General features: G+C 65.3%; 21 protein-coding genes. 11 read left to right on the forward strand and 10 right to left on the reverse strand.

Translation table 11 applies throughout. The annotated features are described in order from the left end of the window. Window positions 1-227 precede the first annotated feature (227 nt). Both EO99_RS27415 and EO99_RS0113395 read left to right on the forward strand, forming a co-directional pair. Complete coding sequence (locus EO99_RS27415) at window positions 228-383, forward strand: hypothetical protein (RefSeq protein WP_156034774.1); 156 nt, start codon at window positions 228-230, stop codon at window positions 381-383. Window positions 384-573: 190 nt separating this feature from the next. Beyond that, the gene (locus tag EO99_RS0113395; protein ID WP_029619147.1) at window positions 574-1,452 is read left to right on the forward strand and encodes a branched-chain amino acid aminotransferase; all 879 of its coding nucleotides are present in this window, start codon (window positions 574-576) and stop codon (window positions 1,450-1,452) included. Between the two features lie 96 nt (window positions 1,453-1,548). Here the strand turns inward: EO99_RS0113395 and EO99_RS0113400 are convergent, their stop codons facing one another. After that, the gene (locus EO99_RS0113400; protein WP_029619148.1) at window positions 1,549-1,878 is read right to left on the reverse strand and encodes a hypothetical protein; all 330 of its coding nucleotides are present in this window, start codon (window positions 1,876-1,878) and stop codon (window positions 1,549-1,551) included. A 172-nt stretch (window positions 1,879-2,050) separates the two neighbouring features. On the opposite strand from EO99_RS0113400, the gene EO99_RS0113405 reads away from it, so the two are divergent. Beyond that, entirely contained in the window at window positions 2,051-2,653 is a 603-nt protein-coding gene (locus tag EO99_RS0113405; RefSeq protein ID WP_029619149.1) for a superoxide dismutase, read from the forward strand. 60 nt (window positions 2,654-2,713) lie between these two features. On the opposite strand, the gene EO99_RS0113410 is transcribed toward EO99_RS0113405, so the two are convergent. Then, a complete protein-coding gene (locus tag EO99_RS0113410; RefSeq protein WP_029619150.1) occupies window positions 2,714-3,331 on the reverse strand; it encodes a DUF2799 domain-containing protein in 618 nt (205 codons plus the stop codon). Window positions 3,332-3,506: 175 nt separating this feature from the next. On the opposite strand from EO99_RS0113410, the gene EO99_RS0113415 reads away from it, so the two are divergent. Beyond that, a complete protein-coding gene (locus EO99_RS0113415; protein WP_029619151.1) occupies window positions 3,507-4,355 on the forward strand; it encodes a metallophosphoesterase in 849 nt (282 codons plus the stop codon). Here the strand turns inward: EO99_RS0113415 and EO99_RS0113420 are convergent. Next, window positions 4,352-5,074, reverse strand: coding sequence for a helix-turn-helix transcriptional regulator (locus EO99_RS0113420; protein ID WP_029619152.1), 723 nt, complete (start codon window positions 5,072-5,074; stop codon window positions 4,352-4,354). The two genes, EO99_RS0113415 and EO99_RS0113420, sit on opposite strands and share 4 nt — an antisense overlap. Before the next feature lie 130 nt (window positions 5,075-5,204). Here EO99_RS0113420 and EO99_RS0113425 point away from each other — a divergent pair, with 130 nt between their 5' ends. From EO99_RS0113425 to EO99_RS0113445, 5 genes are all read left to right on the forward strand, one after another. Further along, window positions 5,205-5,846: a LysE family translocator gene (locus EO99_RS0113425; RefSeq protein WP_029619153.1), complete on the forward strand. Its 642-nt coding sequence runs from the start codon at window positions 5,205-5,207 to the stop codon at window positions 5,844-5,846. Window positions 5,847-5,979: 133 nt separating this feature from the next. Next, complete coding sequence (locus tag EO99_RS0113430; protein ID WP_029619154.1) at window positions 5,980-6,423, forward strand: c-type cytochrome; 444 nt, start codon at window positions 5,980-5,982, stop codon at window positions 6,421-6,423. A gap of 98 nt (window positions 6,424-6,521) precedes the next feature. Then, on the forward strand, window positions 6,522-7,439 hold the full coding sequence (locus EO99_RS0113435; RefSeq protein WP_029619155.1) for a cytochrome c: 918 nt from the start codon (window positions 6,522-6,524) through the stop codon (window positions 7,437-7,439). A gap of 115 nt (window positions 7,440-7,554) precedes the next feature. Continuing rightward, a complete protein-coding gene (locus tag EO99_RS0113440) occupies window positions 7,555-7,896 on the forward strand; it encodes a YciI family protein (RefSeq protein ID WP_029619156.1) in 342 nt (113 codons plus the stop codon). A 222-nt stretch (window positions 7,897-8,118) separates the two neighbouring features. Then, window positions 8,119-9,093 carry a cation diffusion facilitator family transporter gene (locus EO99_RS0113445; RefSeq protein WP_051679838.1) on the forward strand — a complete coding sequence of 325 codons (975 nt, stop codon included), beginning with the start codon at window positions 8,119-8,121 and terminating at the stop codon, window positions 9,091-9,093. Between the two features lie 15 nt (window positions 9,094-9,108). Here the strand turns inward: EO99_RS0113445 and EO99_RS0113450 are convergent, their stop codons facing one another. Next, window positions 9,109-9,675 carry a DJ-1/PfpI family protein gene (locus tag EO99_RS0113450; RefSeq protein WP_029619158.1) on the reverse strand — a complete coding sequence of 189 codons (567 nt, stop codon included), beginning with the start codon at window positions 9,673-9,675 and terminating at the stop codon, window positions 9,109-9,111. 11 nt (window positions 9,676-9,686) lie between these two features. Continuing rightward, complete coding sequence (locus EO99_RS0113455) at window positions 9,687-10,175, reverse strand: GNAT family N-acetyltransferase (protein ID WP_029619159.1); 489 nt, start codon at window positions 10,173-10,175, stop codon at window positions 9,687-9,689. A 235-nt stretch (window positions 10,176-10,410) separates the two neighbouring features. Between EO99_RS0113455 and EO99_RS0113460 the strand changes: the two genes are divergently transcribed. Further along, window positions 10,411-11,946 carry a cryptochrome/photolyase family protein gene (locus tag EO99_RS0113460; RefSeq protein ID WP_029619160.1) on the forward strand — a complete coding sequence of 512 codons (1,536 nt, stop codon included), beginning with the start codon at window positions 10,411-10,413 and terminating at the stop codon, window positions 11,944-11,946. Between the two features lie 13 nt (window positions 11,947-11,959). Here the strand turns inward: EO99_RS0113460 and EO99_RS0113465 are convergent, their stop codons facing one another. After that, a complete protein-coding gene (locus tag EO99_RS0113465) occupies window positions 11,960-12,373 on the reverse strand; it encodes a MerR family transcriptional regulator (protein ID WP_029619161.1) in 414 nt (137 codons plus the stop codon). Window positions 12,374-12,458: 85 nt separating this feature from the next. Here EO99_RS0113465 and EO99_RS0113470 point away from each other — a divergent pair, with 85 nt between their 5' ends. Next, window positions 12,459-13,181 (forward strand): cation transporter, encoded by a 723-nt coding sequence (locus tag EO99_RS0113470; RefSeq protein ID WP_081852049.1) that lies wholly within the window; start codon window positions 12,459-12,461, stop codon window positions 13,179-13,181. Between the two features lie 68 nt (window positions 13,182-13,249). On the opposite strand, the gene EO99_RS0113475 is transcribed toward EO99_RS0113470, so the two are convergent. The 4 genes from EO99_RS0113475 to EO99_RS0113490 all read right to left on the reverse strand — a co-directional run bounded on the left by EO99_RS0113475 (window position 13,250) and on the right by EO99_RS0113490 (window position 17,832). Continuing rightward, window positions 13,250-13,687: a hypothetical protein gene (locus EO99_RS0113475; protein WP_051679839.1), complete on the reverse strand. Its 438-nt coding sequence runs from the start codon at window positions 13,685-13,687 to the stop codon at window positions 13,250-13,252. A gap of 83 nt (window positions 13,688-13,770) precedes the next feature. Further along, window positions 13,771-14,067: a hypothetical protein gene (locus tag EO99_RS0113480; RefSeq protein WP_029619164.1), complete on the reverse strand. Its 297-nt coding sequence runs from the start codon at window positions 14,065-14,067 to the stop codon at window positions 13,771-13,773. A 187-nt stretch (window positions 14,068-14,254) separates the two neighbouring features. Next, window positions 14,255-15,514 carry a DUF2254 domain-containing protein gene (locus tag EO99_RS0113485; RefSeq protein WP_029619165.1) on the reverse strand — a complete coding sequence of 420 codons (1,260 nt, stop codon included), beginning with the start codon at window positions 15,512-15,514 and terminating at the stop codon, window positions 14,255-14,257. A 182-nt stretch (window positions 15,515-15,696) separates the two neighbouring features. Then, window positions 15,697-17,832 (reverse strand): S9 family peptidase, encoded by a 2,136-nt coding sequence (locus EO99_RS0113490; protein WP_029619166.1) that lies wholly within the window; start codon window positions 17,830-17,832, stop codon window positions 15,697-15,699.

Consider the following 17,832-nt stretch of genomic DNA (forward strand, 5'->3'; position numbering starts at 1 on the left):
CTCGATGATGATGATGATGTCTCGTGTCGCGCAAAAGACAGGGCGGGAACGTTTGACCGCCATGCGAGTTCCGTGACCATCACCACCCTCCGTTGATCCTCCGGAAGATGATCCGCCATCAGCAGGACGCATTGTTGCGCTGAATGGATCCCGGCGGCAGCCCAGGCACGAGGCCCGGACTGCCCGCTATCCGTGGATGTGTTGTGCGTTCCAACCCGGAGATCCTGATGCGCTGGCCTTTTCTGCTGTTCCTCCTCTTCCTGCTCGGTTCCGTCCTCAGCCTCGTGCTGATCGACCGGGTCGGTACCTCCCGTCTGGAGTTCGGGCCCAACGAGGCCGTCAATCCCCGCAATCCCCTGCTTCCCGCGCCGGCGCGCTCCTGACGGGCCTCTCGTCGCATGATATTTTGTGATGCACCGATAGCTTTCGCTGCTGGACCTTCGCAAAACCGTTGCAAATCAAGGCGAATGCGCAAGAGGGCCTGCGCGGCGGCTTGCCTCCGGCTGGAAGAAACCCCTTGACCTCGGCAAGGCCGGCGGCCTTCACTCCCGCCGAAAGCGCAAGGAGACCCGCATGCCCGTCAATACCGCACCGCGTACCCAGACCTTCACCTATGTCGAAGGCGAATGGCTGGAAGGCAACCCGCCGCTGATCGGCCCCACCTCGCACGCCATGTGGCTGGGCTCCACGGTGTTCGACGGCGCCCGCTGGTTCGACGGCATGTCGCCCGATCTCGACCTGCACTGCCAGCGCGTTAACCGCTCCGCCACCAACATGGGCATGAAGCCGGTGATGGCCGCCGAGGAGATCGAGCGGCTGGCGCTGGAAGGCGTCAAGAAGTTCGACGGCAAGACCGCCATCTACATCAAGCCGATGTACTGGTCCGAGCACGGCACGTCCTACAGCGTCGTCGCCCCCGATCCGGAATCGACCCGCTTCGCGCTCTGCCTCTTCGAGGCGCCGATGCACACGGCAAAGCCCTCGTCGCTGACGGTTTCCCCCTACCGCCGCCCCAACCCGGAAGTCGCCATGACCGGCGCCAAGACGGGCAGCCTCTATCCCAACAGCGGCCGCATGATCATCGAGGCGCGTCAGCGCGGCTTCGACAATGCGCTCGCCCGCGACATGAACGGCAATGTCGCCGAAACCGCCTCCTCCAACATCTTCATGGTCAGGGACGGCGTGGTCATGACCCCGGTCCCCAACGGCACCTTCCTCGCCGGCATCACCCGCTCGCGCGTCCTTACCCTGCTTCGCCAGGCCGGCTTCGATGTGCGCGAAGTCAGCCTCACGGTCGAGGATTTCCGCAACGCCGACGAGATCTTCACCTCCGGCAACTACTCCAAGATCGTGCCGGTGACGAAACTCGACGACCGCGAGTTCCAGGAAGGCCCGGTCGCCCGCAAGGCGCTGGAACTCTACATGGACTGGGCCCGCTCCACGGCCGCCTGATAGGCTGCTTTGATCCGGGCGCCGCATCGGCGGCGCCCGGATCACGTCAGGCGATCCTGTTGGTTGGCTCCAGGGGGCGCCGCGCCGCCTGAAGCCTCACTCCGCCGGTACCGCCACCCGGTCGGCGCCAAGCTCGCTGCCGAGTTCGGCGGCTTGCGTCTGCTTGTTCATGACGCAGATGTGGCTGACCTCGGTCGTCGTGCCCTTCGCCGTGCCGGTGACGATGGCCAGGCCGTAGCTCTCGCTGCCGAAGGGGTCGACCACGGCGCGGGGGGCGTCGAGCATGTCCTTTGCCGCGGCCAGGCATTTGGTCTCCACGGTCTGCGCGAAGGCTGCCCAGGCATCGTCCGAGGAGGCTTCTGCGGTGCCGGCGCAGAGCGCCAGCGCGGCGGCGAGAAGAGTGGCGGTTCTCATGGTTTTCGACATCTAGAAGCTCCTGCGGTGCGTCGTGGCTTTCGTTTGCGGCTCTACCAGATTTTCGCGCCGCGTGGGAGCAATTGGTCCCGATTCTCGGCCGTCAGGCGTTGCCTCTTGGCCGATGCGCTCCTATGTTCCGCCTCGACCGTTTCACGGTGTTTTGCCGAAAAGGAGTAAGATCATGGCCTTTGAACTTCCCCAGCTGCCCTATGCCTACGATGCCCTCAGCCCCTATATGTCGGCCGAGACGCTCGAATTCCACCACGACAAGCACCACAAGGCCTATGTCGACACCGGCAACAAGCTGGCCTCGGAAGCGGGCATGGGCGATCTCTCCGTCGAGGAAGTGATCAAGAAGTCCTATGGCACCCACCAGACCCTCTTCAACAATGCCGGCCAGCACTTCAACCACATCCACTTCTGGAACTGGATGAAGAAGGACGGCGGCGGCACCAAGCTGCCGGGCAAGCTGCAGAGCGCGATCGACAGCGATCTCGGCGGCTACGACAAGTTCAAGTCCGATTTCATCGCCGCCGGCACGACGCAGTTCGGCTCCGGCTGGGCCTGGCTTTCCGTCAAGGATGGCAAGCTCGAGATCTCCAAGACCCCGAACGGCGAAAACCCGCTGGTCCACGGTGCCGACCCGATCCTCGGCGTCGACGTCTGGGAGCATTCCTACTACATCGACTACCGCAACGCGCGTCCGAAGTACCTGGAAGCCTTCATCGACAACCTGATCAACTGGGACTACGTGCTGGAGCGCTACGAAGCCGCCACCAAGTAATCCCGTCGATACGGTAATTTCGAAGGGCTCCGGTTTTGCCGGAGCCCTTTTTCGTTTTCCTCAGTAACCGGCCGGCGAAAGCCGGGCGCCCGGGTTCTGGCGGAAGAACTCGAGATCGCGCTCGGCCTCGCCAAGCTCGTAGCTGAGGTCGTCCGCTTCGCGCCGCATCCGGCGCCGCTCGCGTTCCAGGTCGTCGATCCGGTCGCGGATGCCGCGCCGGTCCTTGTCGGCCGCCTTCTTCATGTCGTCGTAGAGCCGGTCGGCCTCCGATTCCCGCGCACTGATGCCGGAGTGCAGCAAGTCCATTCGCGAGCGCAGCTCATGGACCCGCTTGCCGAGGCTGTAGCCGCGCACGAAGTCCGCCTCCATCTCGGCCGGGCAGACGTTGTGATAGGCGCCTCCGGCTTCGCCGTGCGCGGCACCGCCGAGCGGCGTGCAGAAGCGTCGGATGCCGGTCTGGTATCCCTGATACCATTGCGTCTGGTTGGGCGTGGCGCCGCTCTTGGAGCAGGACCGCACATGGTCGGCAAAGCGGCTCTGCGGATCATAGCCCGCCGCGCCGTCCGTATCGCCGACCACGGCCCAGTCGGCTACGCGGCATTCCTCCTTGGACATGGTGCCGCATGAGGCAAGTGCCGCCATGACGGCCGCCATGCCGATGAATGGCAAGTAACGCATATAGTTGAACCCCCGGTTGAAACCCCGATCCCTCTAAGCATGAATTCGATCGATCTTCCAGATGCCCGGGTGGCGGTGCAGACACCACGCACCCCCATGCACACCCAGGCGTCACACGGCTGTTAAATTCCGCTGGTCTATGAGCCCGGACAATTCCCCGGACCGAGCCTTCCGCATGCCCAGTGATTCCCCTCTCATTCGTTTCGGCGTCATTGCCGACCCTCAATACGCGCCGCTTCCGCCCAATCCGGCTCTCAACCGTCACTTCGAGAAGAGCCTCGGCAAGCTCGACGAGGCGATCGGCGTCTTCAACGCCCACGATCTCGCCTTCGTCGTGACGCTCGGCGATCTCGTCGACCGCGGTTACGAGAATTTCGACGCGGTGCTGGCGCGCTATGAGCGTCTTACGCACGAAAGCATCCTTCTGCCCGGCAACCACGATTTCCTCGTCGCGCCCGAGCAGCTGCCGGAGGTCCACCGGCGGCTGTCGATGCCCGCGCCCTATCATCATTTTTCCCGCAACGGCCTGCGCTTCGTCGTCATCGACGGCAGCGAGGAGAGCCTGTTTGCAGCCCCCGAGGGGGACCCGCGTCGCGCCCGCGCCGAGACCCGGCTGGCGGCGCTCGAAGCGGCCGGCGCCCTCAACGCCCAGACCTGGAACGGCGGCATCGGCGAGGCGCAGTTCGCCTGGCTCTCCGGCGTGCTGGTGGATGCGGCCGCAGCCGGCGAGAAGGTGGTGGTCCTGGGCCACTATCCGCTCTATCCGGACAATGCCCACAACCTCTGGGACTGGCAGGCGCTCGTCGATCTCTTCGACCGCTCCGGCAATGTGCTGGCCTATCTCTGCGGCCACAACCACATCGGCAACCTCGGCCACCACGGATCGACCTGGTACGTGAACTTCACGGGCATGGTGGATACGGAGACGGAAAACACCTTCGCAATTGCCGAGATCTTCCCCGACCGCCTGGAAATCACCGGCTTCGGCCGCGAGGAAAGCCGCGCGCTGCCCTTCGACATCTAGGTGGCGTCATCGGGGCTTTGACCTGTGCCTCTGCCGGCATTGGTCTGCCAGCCCTCGACCCACCGCCTGCGCAGGGCGTCGCCCTGGCCGGTGAAGAAGCCGTCGGCCGGCACGCAATCCTCCACCCGATCGGCGCGGAAATTGCGGAACGCCTGCCGCAACTCGCACCAGCCGACGATATTGGCCGTTTGCGAATAGTAAATCAGCGCGATCGGCCGGATTACCCTCTCCGTCGATCGGCCCAGCTCATCGCGATAGTCGAGCGACAGCGTCTGCTCGTCGCGGATCGCCCGCCGCACCATGGCGAAATCGACGGCCTCCGGAACGGGTGCAGCACGGCCCCAGGCATGCAGGGCGTTTGCGGAGAATGTCGCGGAGAGCGGCGGCGGCACGGCGGCGGCAATCTTGCGGTTCACCTGCTTGGCCGCCTGCCGCAGCTCCCCGTCGCCGGTGCGTTCCAGAAGGGCCAGCGCCAGCACGATTGCCTCCGTCTCCTCCACCGTCAGCATCAGCGGCGGCAGCGTGAATCCGGGCCGCAGTATGTAGCCGATGCCGCGCCCGCCCTCGATCGGCACCCGCATCGCCTGCAGCGCGACGATGTCGCGGTAGATGGAGCGTACCGTTACCTCCAGCTGTGCCGCCATGGCGGCAGCCGTGACCGGTGCGCGCGCGAGCCGCAGGATCTGGATGATCTCGAACAGCCGTGACGCCTTGCGCATGTTTTCGGCCTCCTCCCGCACCGCTCCTGACATGACGCTGTCAGGAGCACTTCGCTATACCGCCGCAGATCCATAAGGAAAACAAGCCTCCCGGAATTCTGCGGCGAGGCGGCGAGAACAGGAAACTGACATGACCTACGGCGAAAACCTCTGGCTGTTCTTTACCCTTCTGTTCGGCATCATCGTCGTCCCCGGCATGGACATGATCTTCGTGCTGGCCAATTCGCTGAGCCGCGGGCGCTCCTCCGGTCTCGCGGCGACCGCTGGCATCATGGCCGGCGGTGCCGTTCATTCCCTCTACGGCGCAGTCGGGGTCGGCCTGTTGGCCCATCTGGTGCCTATGCTGTTCACGCCGCTGCTGATCGCCGGCGCGCTCTACATGGCCTGGATCGGCGTGACCCTGATGCGCAGTTCGATCATCATCGAAGGTGTCGGTCCCGCCGATGCGGCAAGTCACTGGCAGGCCTTCCGCCGCGGCGCCATCACCTGCCTGATGAACCCCAAGGCTTACCTTTTCATGCTGGCGATCTACCCGCAGTTCCTGCGCCCCGACTTCGGTCCACTCGCTCCCCAGGCGGCCGTCATGGCGCTAGTGACGGCCGTGACCCAGCTTGCCGTCTACGGCGGTCTGGCGCTCGCAGCGGGCAGGGCGCGGCAGGCAATCGTCGACAACGCCCGCGCCACCGTCTGGATCGGCCGCAGCGCCGGGGCGCTCTTGGTGGCCGTCTCGTTGGTCACGCTTTGGGAAGGTACCGGCAGCTGGCGCATGTGACGGAATCAAGACATAGCGTCTTGATTTTCCACATGTTATCACCGCTTTGTTACTTTGTTCCGGATGCCCGGCAGGCGATGCTGCGGCGCTTTTTGGTGGCCGGTCGGCCGCTGTCACGAAGGAGAACCACTGCATGCGCCTGAAGTCTCTCGCTCTCGGAGCCGTGCTCGGCTGCCTCTGTCTTTCCGCAGCCGTCGCCCAGGAAGAGCCGCAGGTCGTGCGGCAGAACCTGATGAAGGGCATCGGCCAGTCGATGGGCGCACTCGGCGCCATCGCCAAGGGCGAGAAGCCCTATGATGCAGCCGTCGTCCAGACGTCGCTGGAGACGATCAGCACCAATGCCAAGGCTTTCCCGGACCAGTTCCCGGAAGGCTCCGAGACCGGCATGGAGAGCGATGCGGCGCCCGCCATCTGGGAAAACATGGCGGATTTCGAGGCCAAGGCCGAAAAGCTCGCGACCGAAGCCGACACGCTTCTGGCCGCCGTGCCCGCCGACCAGGCCGGCGTCGGCGCGGCCCTGAAGACGCTCGGCGGCACCTGCGGCGATTGCCACCAGACCTATCGCCTGAAGCGCTAGCCTCGAAGCCGCCGAGGCCGTGACTGAGGCAATGACGGAAGTTTCGCCGGCGGCGGTTCGCCTGCCGCCGGTCTTTCAATGATCGACTGGAGACGGACATGGCTTTGCGGTGGGGGAGGGTACTGGGCGCCGGCGCGGCCGTGGTCGCGATCGGCGTGGCGGCGGCCTGGTTTCTGACGGCCCCGCAGCCCGCCTCGGCCGACACCTGGGAAGGGCTCGGCGCGCCGGATCTGGCGCGCGGCGAAACGCTGTTCTGGGCCGGCGGTTGCGCCGGCTGTCATGCGGCGGACGGCTCAAGCGGCGAGGCGGTCAAAACGCTCTCCGGCGGCCTGGCGCTGACCAGTCCCTTCGGCACCTTCCATGTTCCCAACATCTCGCCTGATCCGCAGGCCGGCATCGGCGCCTGGACGCTCGCCGAATTCGGCAATGCCATGACCCGCGGCGTCGGTCGCGCGGGCGAGCACCTCTACCCCTCGTTTCCCTATACCTCCTACGCCCGCATGCGGCCGGAAGACGTCAACGACCTCTTCGCCTACCTGAAGACGCTGCCGGCAAGCGGGAATGTGGCGCCGCCGCACGACCTCGGCTTCCCCTACAACATGCGGATCACGCTCGGTGGCTGGAAGCTCTTGTTCTTCTCCGACGCGCCGCGCGTCGAACTCGCCGCCGCCGATCCCAAGCTGCAGCGCGGCCAGTTCCTTGTCGAAGGTCCCGGCCATTGCGGCGAATGCCATACGCCCCGCAATGCGCTCGGCGGCCTGCAGGCCGACCAGTGGCTCGCCGGCGGTCCCAATCCGGAAGGCGAGGGGCGCGTGCCCAACATCACGCCGGGCGGCGATGCCGTCGGCTCCTGGAGCGAGGCCGATCTCGTCAATTATTTCCAGACCGGCTTTACGCCCGACTTCGACACCGTCGGCGGCTCGATGGTCGAGGTGCAGCGCAACCTCTCGCATCTGCCGCAGGAGGATCTGGAGGCGATCGCCGCCTATCTGAAGGCCGTGCCGGCTATCCAGTAGGCGCAGCGGTTGGCGGCAGGCCCGGTCAGCCGTGTCGGATCGCGATGCTCTCGATCGTCTTCAGCCTGAGGGCAGGGCAGTGAAGCCTGCCTCAAGCGCGAGGAAAGGGGATGCCATGCCGCTATATCTGGTCGCCATTCACCACCCCGACGACTACGACCCCGCCGCGACGGAAGACGCGGCGATGACCCGCGACATCGACCGGCTCAACGACGAGATGGTCGCCGCGGGCGTGAGGATCTTCGTCGGTGGCCTGCAGCCGGCAGATCGGGCGATGTCGCTCAAGGCCGAGCCCGATGGAGAGGTGCGCGTCACGCATGGGCCATACCTTCAGACGAGGGAGCACATGGGCGGCTTCTGGGTGCTGGAGACAGCCGATCTCGACGAGGCTTTGGCCTGGGGTCGCAAGGCCGCCGTCGCCTGCCGGGCGCCGGTCGAGGTGCGGCCGTTTCACTAGCGGCGGCGAAGACGCGGCAGCCAGCCTATGCGCCCGCCTGCAGCGAATGCCGCACCGGGACTGTGGGGCGGTGTGCAGGTCGTTCGGCCTGGGCCGGCGGGATGGCTTGCGCCGGCGGCAGCTGTCGTCCAATCTCTCGTGGCCGTTGCCGCCATCTTCTGCCCGCGCAGGTGTCGCATCGGAACCTGGCCTGTCGGCCGGGGTTGAAGGCGCGGGAAGGGCATGAGCATGAGCCATCACCACCATCATCACCACCAGGAAGCCGAAGGCGGCGATCGGCGCATGGTCCTCGCCATCATCGTCAACGTCGGCCTCACCTTCGCGCAGATCGTCGGCGGCATCTTTTCCGGCAGCCTGTCGCTGATCGCCGATGCGCTTCACAATTTCAGTGACGCCGCCTCGCTCGCCATTGCCGCCTATGCCCGGCGCATCGCCCGCAGGCCGTCCAATGCCGCGATGACCTTCGGCTACGTGCGCGCGGAGGTGGTGGCGGCACTGATCAACTACACCACGCTGATCGTCATCGGCCTTTACCTCGTCTACGAGGCGGTCATGCGCTTCATCACGCCGGAGCCGGTCGAGGGCTGGATCGTGGTCGGCGTCGCCGTCGTCGCGCTTGTGATCGATCTGGCGACCGCCTTCCTCACCTATGCCATGTCGAAGGAGAGCATGAACATCCGGGCCGCCTTCGTCCACAACGTCGCCGATGCGTTGGGCTCGGTCGGCGTCATCGTCGCCGGAACGCTGATCCTTCTCTACGACTGGCAGATCGTCGACCCGATCGTGACGCTGGCGATCGCGCTCTACATCCTCTGGCAGGCGTTTGCCGAGATCGGCGGCTCGATCCGCATGCTGATGCTCGGCACGCCCTCCGGCATCGACGTGCCGCAGCTGATCGACAGGCTGTCGGGCATCGACGGCGTCGTCGATATCCACCATGTGCATGTCTTTGCGATCGACGAGCAGCTGACGGCCATGGAGGCCCACGTCGTGCTGGCGGCGAGCCACGGCGCGCAGACGGAACTCGTCAAGGCGCGGCTGAAAGCGCTGGCGAGCCAGGAGTTCGGCATCGGTCACTCCACCCTGGAATTTGCCAGCGGTGAAGCCTGCTGCCAGGGAGAGGATGCCAGCATCGTCGGCCACCCGATCCGGGGCTCGTCCGGAGAACGGCATCTCAAGACGGGGCATCTTCACTGAAGCGGGACGGCAGTCTCAGCGGTGCTCGCGGGAGAAGGCGGCGATTTCCGCCTCGGCCTGCGGCCCCCAGAGGCCGAGCGCCTTGAGGATTTCCATGGTGAATGTCACGGGTGAACTGCCGGGCGCGGTGATCACCCGGTCGTGCGAGACTGCCTGCGGGCGGTCGCGGTAGAAGGCCTGTCCGCTGTAGCCCGGCTGTTTGCTGTGCGAGGCAAGCGAGTTTCCGGTATGGGCAACGGCGTTCAGCACGCCCGTCGCCGCCAGCGCGCTCGCCGCGGCGCAGATCCCGGCGACGACCTTGCCGCCACCATGGAAGGCGTGGACATGGGTGGTGAAGTCTGGCGCTTCGCCCTTCTCCCAGGAAAGCCCGCCGGGGATGACGAGAGCGTTGAAACCGGCCGGATCGAGCGCGGCATAAGAGATGTCCGGCGTCACCTTCAGTCCGCCCATGGAGGTGACAATCCCACCGTCCGGCGAGGCGGTGACAACCTCCACGCCAAGATAGCTGCGCGCCACGGCCATCAGCAGCGCGCATTCCCAGTCGGCGAAATCGGGTGTCAGGGCAATCGCGATGCGGGCCATGGGTATCCTCTTCAGGCGAGCGCCTGGGTATAGCGCATGCCGGTCACGGGGCGGGGAAGGAAGTCCATCTGTTCGTAGAACCGGTGGGCGGCGAAATTGCCGGTTGCGGCGCTGACCGAAAGATAGTCGCAGCCGGCGGTGCGGGCAATCTCCCGGGCGCGGGCGATCAGGTGCTGGCCGATGCCGTTGCCGCGCTGCCCGTCGCGCACGAAGAGATGGTGCAGGTCCATGCCGCGGCGGCCTTCCTGCGCCCTGTAGAGCGGCACCAGGATCGCGTAGCCCATCAACTCGTCGCCGCTGTCGGCAACCAGCGCCTGGATCCAGGGCATAGGCCCGAAGAGGTCGCGCTCCAGCTTCTCCGGCGTCATGGCGGACGCGTCGCCGTGATGGGCGGCGAGTGCCGCGATCATCGCGTTCAGTTCGGGAAGGTCATGGGGCTTGGCGGCGCGGATGGTGACCACGGCCGGGCGGGGAAGGGTGATGTCGGTATCGTCGGTCATGTCTGGCTTCCTCTTGAGTTCTGTCGCCGTCAGGAGGAGCCGTCTTGAAACAACAAAGCCGCCTGACGGCGGCTCGTTGACATTGTGATCTGTCGAGCCGCCCGTTACCGGTAGGCCCAAAAATACGTGCAGGAGATGGGTGCGCGTGCGTCGATCATGGAGAATGTGATGCGCCGGTTTTGAAAGCTTGTCAAGACGAAGTGATCTGGAGGGGCACGCCCGACGTTTCTGCGTCATGACCCTGCTTCACCTCGTCCTCGGCGACCAGCTTTCCCATTCGATCTCCTCTCTTCGCGACGTCGAGCCACGGGGGGCTCAGGTGCTGATGGCCGAGGTCATGGCGGAGGCGACCTATGTCGGCCACCACCAGAAGAAGATCGCCTTCCTGTTCTCCGCCATGCGCCATTTCGCCGAGGAACTGCGCGGCCGCGGCTTTTCCGTGCGTTACGTCACGCTCGATACGCCGGACAACAGCCAGTCGCTGCGCGGCGAGGTCGAGCGGGCGCTCGCCGCGACCGGCGCGACGGGTGTCGTGGTCACCGAGCCCGGCGAATACCGGCTGCTGGAGGAGATGCGCGGCTGGCAGGCGCACCTCGGCGTGCCGGTCGAGATCCGCGACGACGATCGTTTCCTGATCACCCAGTCTGGCTTTAGCCGCTGGGCGGATCGCCGCCGCGAGTTGCGCATGGAGTATTTCTACCGCGACATGCGCCGTCACTTCGGCGTGCTGATGGCTGGCGCCGATCCCGAAGGCGGGCAATGGAACTTCGACAAGGAGAACCGCAAGCCGCCACTGAAGGGACTGGCGGGGCCGCGGCGGCTGTCCTGGCGCCATGACGCCATCACTTCCGAGGTGCTGGAGCTGGTAGAGGCGCGCTTCTCCCACCATGTCGGAAAGCTGCGGCCCTTCCACTTCGCCGTGAATGCGGAGCAGGCGGAGGCCGAGTTCGAGCAGTTCGTCACCGAGATCCTGCCCTCCTTCGGCGATTACCAGGACGCCATGGTTGCCGGCGAGCCTTATCTCTTCCACTCGATGATCGCCGCCTATCTGAACGCCGGCCTGCTTCTGCCCATCGATGTCATCCGCCGGGCCGAGCGCGCCTATCACGACGGGGCAGCGCCCTTGAATGCCGTGGAGGGCTTCATCCGCCAGATCCTCGGCTGGCGCGAATATGTGCGTGGCATCTACTGGCGCTTCATGCCCGATTACGCGGGGCGCAACGCGCTCGAGGCGCACCGCCCGCTGCCGGCGCTCTACTGGGGCGGCGAGACGAAGATGCGCTGTCTGGGTTCCGCCGTGCAGGACACGCTGGAGCATGCCTATTCCCACCATATCCAGCGGCTGATGGTGACCGGCAATTTCGCGTTGCTCGCCGGGCTCTCGGTCGACGAGGTCTGCGAATGGTATCTCGCCGTCTATGCGGACGCCTACGAATGGGTGGAACTGCCCAATACGTTGGGCATGGCGCTCTATGCGGACGGCGGGCTGATGGCGAGCAAGCCCTATGCGGCGAGCGGCAAATACATTGACCGGATGAGCAATTTCTGCGGCGGCTGCGCCTATAGCGTCAAGGACAGCACGGGCGAAAACGCCTGCCCCTTCAACTCCCTCTACTGGCGCTTCATCGCCGTCAACCGTGAGAAGTTCCGCGGCAACCACCGCATGGCCAATATCGTCGCCGGCTGGCTGCGCATGGACGAGATGAAGAAGCAGGCCATCCTCGCCCGGGCGGAAGACTGTCTCGTGCGCCTCGACGCGGGTACCCTGTAGAGGGCGAGAGGCATCAGTGCTCGTGGTCGCACAGGCCGTGGTCGGAAAGCGCCCGGATCACATAGCAGTCCTCGACCGAATGACCGCCGCAGTGGGAGACGATCCGTTCCAGTTCATGCTCCAGCTTCTGCAGGCTGGCGATCTTGGCCCGGACCGCCGAAAGATGGTCGTCAGCGATGCGGTCGGCACCGGCGCAGGGCGCCTCCGGATGGCGGCTCAGCGCAATCAGCTCCCGGATCGCCGGAATGTCGAAGCCGAGATCGCGGGCATGGCGGATGAAGGCGAGGCGCTCCAGGTCGGTCTTCTCGTAGCGCCGCTGGTTGCCTTCCGAACGCTGCGTCGGGCTGATCAGCCCCATCTGCTCGTAGTAGCGGATGGTCGGCACCTTGACGCCGGTCCGCCGGGAAAGATCGCCGATCGCATACATGTCGAAAAATTCCTCTTGAACCTATAGTGGCTAGAGGGATTAGCTATGGCGTCATCGAACAAAAAACAAGGATCAGGTGACGAACATGAGTGCAGGCTGCGGGCACGAACACGCGACATTCGAAGGATTGTCGGCCGACTACAAGAGACGGCTCTGGGCGGTCATCGCCATCAACGGCCTGATGTTCCTCGTCGAGATGACGGCGGGGCAGATGGCGCGCTCGCAGGCGCTGCAGGCCGATGCGCTGGATTTCTTCGCCGATGCCGTCACCTACGGCATCTCGCTCGCCGTCATCGGCGCCTCCATCCGGGTGCGCACCACGGCCGCCGCCGCCAAGGGCGTGAGCCTCTTCCTGATGGGCCTCTGGGTCTTCGGCTCGACGATCTGGCGCGTCTTCTACATGGGTGTTCCGGAAGCCCCGATCATGGGCCTGATCGGCCTCCTGGCGCTCGCCGCCAACCTCCTCAGCGTCGTGCTGCTGATGAACTACAAGGATGGCGACGCCAATGTCCGCTCCGTCTGGCTATGCTCGCGCAACGACGCGATCGGCAACGTCATCGTCATGATCGCCGCCGTCGGCGTCTGGGGAACCGCCACCGCCTGGCCGGATCTTGCCGTCGCGGCCATCATGGCCGGCCTCTTCCTGTCGTCCTCGGTGCAGATCCTGCGCCAGTCATGGCAGGAGTGGAAGTCGGAAGGCACCGTCTCGCTCGACCCGCATGCCGGCCACAGCCACGGCGATACCGGCCGCAAGGGGAACAAGGGCGCATGCTCTGGTCATGCGCACGAAGCGCACGAGCACAGTTGAGGCAGGGACGGCAACGGCCGGCTGGGTGAGGGATGGATGAGGGCCGAGGTGACCGATAGCCTGCGGGCTCAGGAGGCCTCGGCTTTTTCGGGTGCGGTGATGCCCATGGCCTTCAGGATGGCGGCCCGGATCTCGGCCTCGATCATCTCCCGTTCCTCCACCGCCATCTTCCGAAGGTCGGCTTCCGTCAGGTCGTGATCCTCGAGGTATTTGGCCCGCACCATCTCGCCGAAGTCCATGTCTGCGAGCTTGCTGAATTCCTGTTCCGCGGCGGAGCCGGACGAATCGGAGCCCACCCAGACCTCCTCGTCCTGCGCGCTTGTGTCCTTCAGGACGGCAAGGTCCCAAAGCGCAGCGGAAAGCTTGCTGGCGGCGGCGTCGCCGCTGATCAAGGCTGCGCCGGAGGCGGAAGACGGGGCAACGGCCTGTTCGGAGGAGGGGGAGGCGGCATCCGGCCGGTAGGGCAGGGCGTAGGACTGCAGGTTAAGGCTACCGATCGTCGTCATGCGGATGCTCCTGCAGGTTGATCCCGGCAATCGATCCGATCGGGCGGATCATTGGCAGGCGACACCGGCCGCGCCGGCGCCGATTATGAATTCTCCGAAAACTCCAGGTACATTCCTTCGACCCAGTCGGCAGGCATGTCTGCGGATGCGGACGAAGCCGCCGTCCGTCCGCCGTCCGTTGCCGCATCCTCTTCCGAGCCGCCGATCACCCACAAGGCGTTGGCAAGCGAACTGGAAAGGAGCGTGCTGCTTCCGGTGATGGCAAAGGCGGACCGCTGACGCTGTTCGACCTCGCGGGGAGCGACCTCTTCGCTCACGCGCTCGATGGTCTGGGAGCGTGTCGGGTACGGGTAGCCGCTGAGGCCGCTGTCGATCTTCATGGGAAGACACCTGGTTAAATCGTTAACAAATGGTTAACGCGCGAACCTTGCGCGAAGCTTGCGCGCACGGGTGTCTGGCCGAATCGGTCACTTGACAGATTCGTCAATATCAAAATGCAGGTGATTTGCGGCACTTGGCTGTGCGGTGCAGCATGACGCGGAAAGGAGCATCCGGCATGGCGCTCGCTCAGAGCGACGGCGTATCCGCAATCAGGCGCTGCCGGTCAGGCTCGAAGCCGAGCTGCTCCAGGGCCCGCTGCTGGGCGAGCTTGGAAAACCGCCGCGCGGCCTCGCGCAGATCCGGCTGCGCCGTGGCAGCAATCACCGCCAGCGCCTTCTGCATGCGGATCGCCACCTCGATCTGACCGGCTCCATCGCGCGCGATCGGCATGAAGGCGGCATCGACCAGGTCATCCTCGCTGAGCGAAGGAATGAAGACGTGCTCGAACTTGATCTCTTCGCGATCGTCCGGCGTTTCCTCGCGCGCGATCGGGGCCATGACCCGCACCAGCGTCGCCAGCACGTCGATCGCCGTGCCCGGATCATTGATGCCGGGAGACAGGGCGCGCGAGCCGATCTCCGACAGCGCAATCAAGCCGAATCGCGGATCCTGGTCGAACGAACGCCGGTCGCCGAGGGTAAAGGCGGCGCGGATCTGGTCCGACAGTTCCGACTTGTAGGTATCCCCGCTGTCGCGCAGGACGACGGAGGCAATCGGCTCGGAGGGATCGCAGTGGCTGCCGGGTCGGCGTTGCACGTAGATATCGGCGCCCGCCTCCTCGGCGATCCCCGACAGCACCTGGACGTCCAGGTGCTGGAGGTAACCGAGACGCTTGTGATGGATCTCGATCGCCCCCTCGGGCACATCCCGATACGGTTGCCCTCCCAGATAGGGCCGCTTTCGATGGGCTTCATAGGCGCGCGTAGCGACCCGCTCGACCCGGGCGATCGTTTCCGCCACGCGGCCCAGACCTGCCAGGTGGTCGATCCACTGCAGCAGCGTGATGACGATCAGAGCCACGACCCCGAGTGTCGCGATGAACAGGATGAAGCGGCCACCCTCGCCGTAGAGCTCGGTGTTGAGCGCGATCAGCCCGACCAGCGAGAACAGGAAGCTCCCGAGGAAGGTTGACAGCGCCCGCTGCGAGGTCGTGTCCTCGAGCAGAAGCGAGGTCGCCCGCGGCGTGGCGTTGGATGCCGCCGCCGTAGTCGCGGAGACGAGCGTCGTCAGCGAGAAGGTGGTCACCGCCAGCATGCTGGAGGCGATGATGGTGAGGATCGAATCCACCGCCTTGGCCCCCACCTGGCGGGGAAGCTCCGAGGGCATGTAGGGATCGGCCCAGATCGCGGCCAGCGCGATGACGATGGCAACGACGCAGTACAGCGTCGCGCGCACCCAGAGCCGTCGCAGGAAGCGAACGAGGATCCACCACTTCTTCGAAATCACGCCTGCCTCGCCTCCATCAGCCCTGCCGGATCATAAGGTTGCAACGCCGGTGGCTTCGCGCCGGCGCCTTCTTCAACAACCTCCGCGCAATGTGGAGCGCAGGGTGTCTTTTGGCTAGGGCAGCCCCATGCTGATCCTGCTGTCGGCAACCCCGGGCTGCCGGTATTCGCAAGCAACACTGCCTACATCTTGCCCGCGACCTTGCCCGCAACTTTGATGGCGAAGGCATATTCGAAGGCGACCTCCTCCAGCCGCTGGAAGCGACCGGACTTGCCGCCGTGGCCGGCGGCCATGTTGGTCTTGAGCAGATAGGGGCCGGCGTCCGGCGCCGTCTCGCGCAGTTTGGCAACCCACTTCGTCGGCTCCCAGTAGGTCACGCGCGGGTCGGTGAGGCCGGAGATGGCGAGAATCGGCGGATAGGGTTTTTCCCCGACGTTGTCATAGGGCGAATAGGCGGCGATCCAGCCGTATTCCTCTTCCGACTCCAGCGGATTGCCCCATTCGGGCCATTCCGGCGGCGTCAGCGGCAGGGTGTCGTCGAGCATGGTGTTGAGCACGTCGACGAAGGGCACGGCGGCGATGATGCCGGCGAATTTCTCCGGCGCCATGTTGGCGATCGCGCCCATCAGCATTCCGCCGGCGGAGCCGCCCTCGGCGATGATGTTCGCGTAAGATGTGAACTTCTGTTCCACCAGATGATCAGCGGCGGCGATGAAGTCCTTGAAGGTATTTTCCTTCTTCTCCATCTTGCCGTCCTCGTACCAGGAAAAGCCCTTGTCCTTGCCGCCGCGCACATGGGCGATGGCATAGACGAAGCCGCGGTCGGCGAGCGACAGGTTGGTGGTCGAGAAGGACGCCGGGATGCTGATGCCATAGGCGCCGTAGCCGTAGAGCAGGCAGGGGGCGGAGCCGTCGAGCGGCGTGTCCTTGCGGTAGAGCAGCGAGACCGGCACGAGCTCCCCGTCATGCGAGGGCGCCATCACCCGGCGGGTCACATAGTCGTCGGGATTGTGCCCGGACGGCACCTCCTGCGTCTTCAGAAGCGTCCGCTCGCGGGTGGTCATGTCGTAGTCGTAGAGCTGGCTTGGCGTCGTCATCGACGAATAGGAGAAGCGGATGACGTCCGTTTCGTATTCCGCGGCGCCCTGCAGCCCCAGCGAATAGGCCTCCTCGGCAAAGGCGATCGAGTGCTCCTCGCCGGACCTGCGGTCGCGGATGACGATGCGCGGCAGCCCGTCGCGGCGCTCCAGCCAGATCAGGTGGCGGGCATAGGCCATGTGGCTGAGGATCAGCCGTCCCGGCTCGTGCGCAACGACCTCTTTCCAGTTTTCCTTGCCTGGCGCATTGACCGGCGCCTCCATGATCTTGAAGTCCTTGGCGTCGCCGTCGTTGGTGAGGATGTAGAAGACGTCGCCGCCCTCGGTCATCGAATACTCGATGCCTTCCTCGCGCTCGGCCACCAGCATCGGCTCGGCCATCAGGTCCTTGGTCGACAGCAGGCGGTATTCCGAGGTCTCGTGGTCATGGATGTCGATGTAGATGAAATCGTCGAGCAGCGAGCCGCCGACGCCCATGAAGAAGCCCGGATCCGTTTCCTCGAACACCAGCCGGTCGGCCGACTGCGGCTCCCCGACGATGTGGTGGAAGACTTTCGACGGCCGGTGGTTCTCGTCCTGCAGCGTGTAGAAGAAGCTCTTGCCGTCCGGCGCCCAGACACCGCCGCCGCCGGTGTTCTCGATCACGTCGGCCAGGTCCTCGCCGGTCGAAAGATCGCGGATGCGCAGCGTGAAATATTCCGATCCCTTGTCGTCATAACCCCAGATGCCGTGGCTGTGGTCGGTCGAATGGTCGAGGCCGGCAAGCCTGAAATAGTCCTTGCCCTCAGCTTCCTTGTCGCCGTCGAGCAGCAGCCTGCGGTTTGCCTCGTCCTTCGGGTCGGCGTCGTGCGGAATGCGGAAATAGCGCGGCTGCTCGCCGCCGGTGACGAAGGAGGTGCCGTAGGCGAAGGGTCCGTCCTTCATCGGCACGGAGCTGTCGTCTTCCTTGATGCGGCCCTTCATCTCGGCAAACAGCGTCTTCTGCAGCGCCTTGGTGTCGGCCATGGCCGCGTCCATGTAGGCGTTCTCCGCCTCCAGATGCCGGCGCAGCTCCGGATCGAGCAGCGTCGGATCCTTGAACATCGCCTGCCAGTTCTCCGCCCGCATCCAGGCGTAGTCGTCGCTGCGGGTCAGCCCGTGGCGGGTATCGGAAACGGGCTTTTTCTGAGCGACGGGGGCGGCGGGGAGATCGTGAAAGACGGGCTTGCGGTCGACGGCCAA

Source organism: Pseudorhizobium marinum (assembly GCF_000705355.1).
Lineage (GTDB): Bacteria > Pseudomonadota > Alphaproteobacteria > Rhizobiales > Rhizobiaceae > Neorhizobium > Neorhizobium pelagicum.

Excerpts from the sequence above, each read along its gene's own strand:
- EO99_RS0113470 (WP_081852049.1), top strand. The coding sequence starts at position 12,459 with ATGAGTGCAGGCTGCGGGCACGAACACGCGACATTCGAAGGATTGTCG.
- EO99_RS0113420 (WP_029619152.1), bottom strand. The coding sequence starts at position 5,074 with ATGCGCAAGGCGTCACGGCTGTTCGAGATCATCCAGATCCTGCGGCTC.
- EO99_RS0113395 (WP_029619147.1), top strand. The coding sequence starts at position 574 with ATGCCCGTCAATACCGCACCGCGTACCCAGACCTTCACCTATGTCGAA.
- EO99_RS0113455 (WP_029619159.1), bottom strand. The coding sequence starts at position 10,175 with ATGACCGACGATACCGACATCACCCTTCCCCGCCCGGCCGTGGTCACC.
- EO99_RS0113430 (WP_029619154.1), top strand. The coding sequence starts at position 5,980 with ATGCGCCTGAAGTCTCTCGCTCTCGGAGCCGTGCTCGGCTGCCTCTGT.
- EO99_RS0113460 (WP_029619160.1), top strand. The coding sequence starts at position 10,411 with ATGACCCTGCTTCACCTCGTCCTCGGCGACCAGCTTTCCCATTCGATC.
- EO99_RS27415 (WP_156034774.1), top strand. The coding sequence starts at position 228 with ATGCGCTGGCCTTTTCTGCTGTTCCTCCTCTTCCTGCTCGGTTCCGTC.
- EO99_RS0113425 (WP_029619153.1), top strand. The coding sequence starts at position 5,205 with ATGACCTACGGCGAAAACCTCTGGCTGTTCTTTACCCTTCTGTTCGGC.
- EO99_RS0113440 (WP_029619156.1), top strand. The coding sequence starts at position 7,555 with ATGCCGCTATATCTGGTCGCCATTCACCACCCCGACGACTACGACCCC.
- EO99_RS0113445 (WP_051679838.1), top strand. The coding sequence starts at position 8,119 with ATGAGCATGAGCCATCACCACCATCATCACCACCAGGAAGCCGAAGGC.
- EO99_RS0113465 (WP_029619161.1), bottom strand. The coding sequence starts at position 12,373 with ATGTATGCGATCGGCGATCTTTCCCGGCGGACCGGCGTCAAGGTGCCG.
- EO99_RS0113405 (WP_029619149.1), top strand. The coding sequence starts at position 2,051 with ATGGCCTTTGAACTTCCCCAGCTGCCCTATGCCTACGATGCCCTCAGC.
- EO99_RS0113450 (WP_029619158.1), bottom strand. The coding sequence starts at position 9,675 with ATGGCCCGCATCGCGATTGCCCTGACACCCGATTTCGCCGACTGGGAA.
- EO99_RS0113480 (WP_029619164.1), bottom strand. The coding sequence starts at position 14,067 with ATGAAGATCGACAGCGGCCTCAGCGGCTACCCGTACCCGACACGCTCC.
- EO99_RS0113400 (WP_029619148.1), bottom strand. The coding sequence starts at position 1,878 with ATGTCGAAAACCATGAGAACCGCCACTCTTCTCGCCGCCGCGCTGGCG.
- EO99_RS0113435 (WP_029619155.1), top strand. The coding sequence starts at position 6,522 with ATGGCTTTGCGGTGGGGGAGGGTACTGGGCGCCGGCGCGGCCGTGGTC.
- EO99_RS0113410 (WP_029619150.1), bottom strand. The coding sequence starts at position 3,331 with ATGCGTTACTTGCCATTCATCGGCATGGCGGCCGTCATGGCGGCACTT.
- EO99_RS0113415 (WP_029619151.1), top strand. The coding sequence starts at position 3,507 with ATGCCCAGTGATTCCCCTCTCATTCGTTTCGGCGTCATTGCCGACCCT.
- EO99_RS0113475 (WP_051679839.1), bottom strand. The coding sequence starts at position 13,687 with ATGACGACGATCGGTAGCCTTAACCTGCAGTCCTACGCCCTGCCCTAC.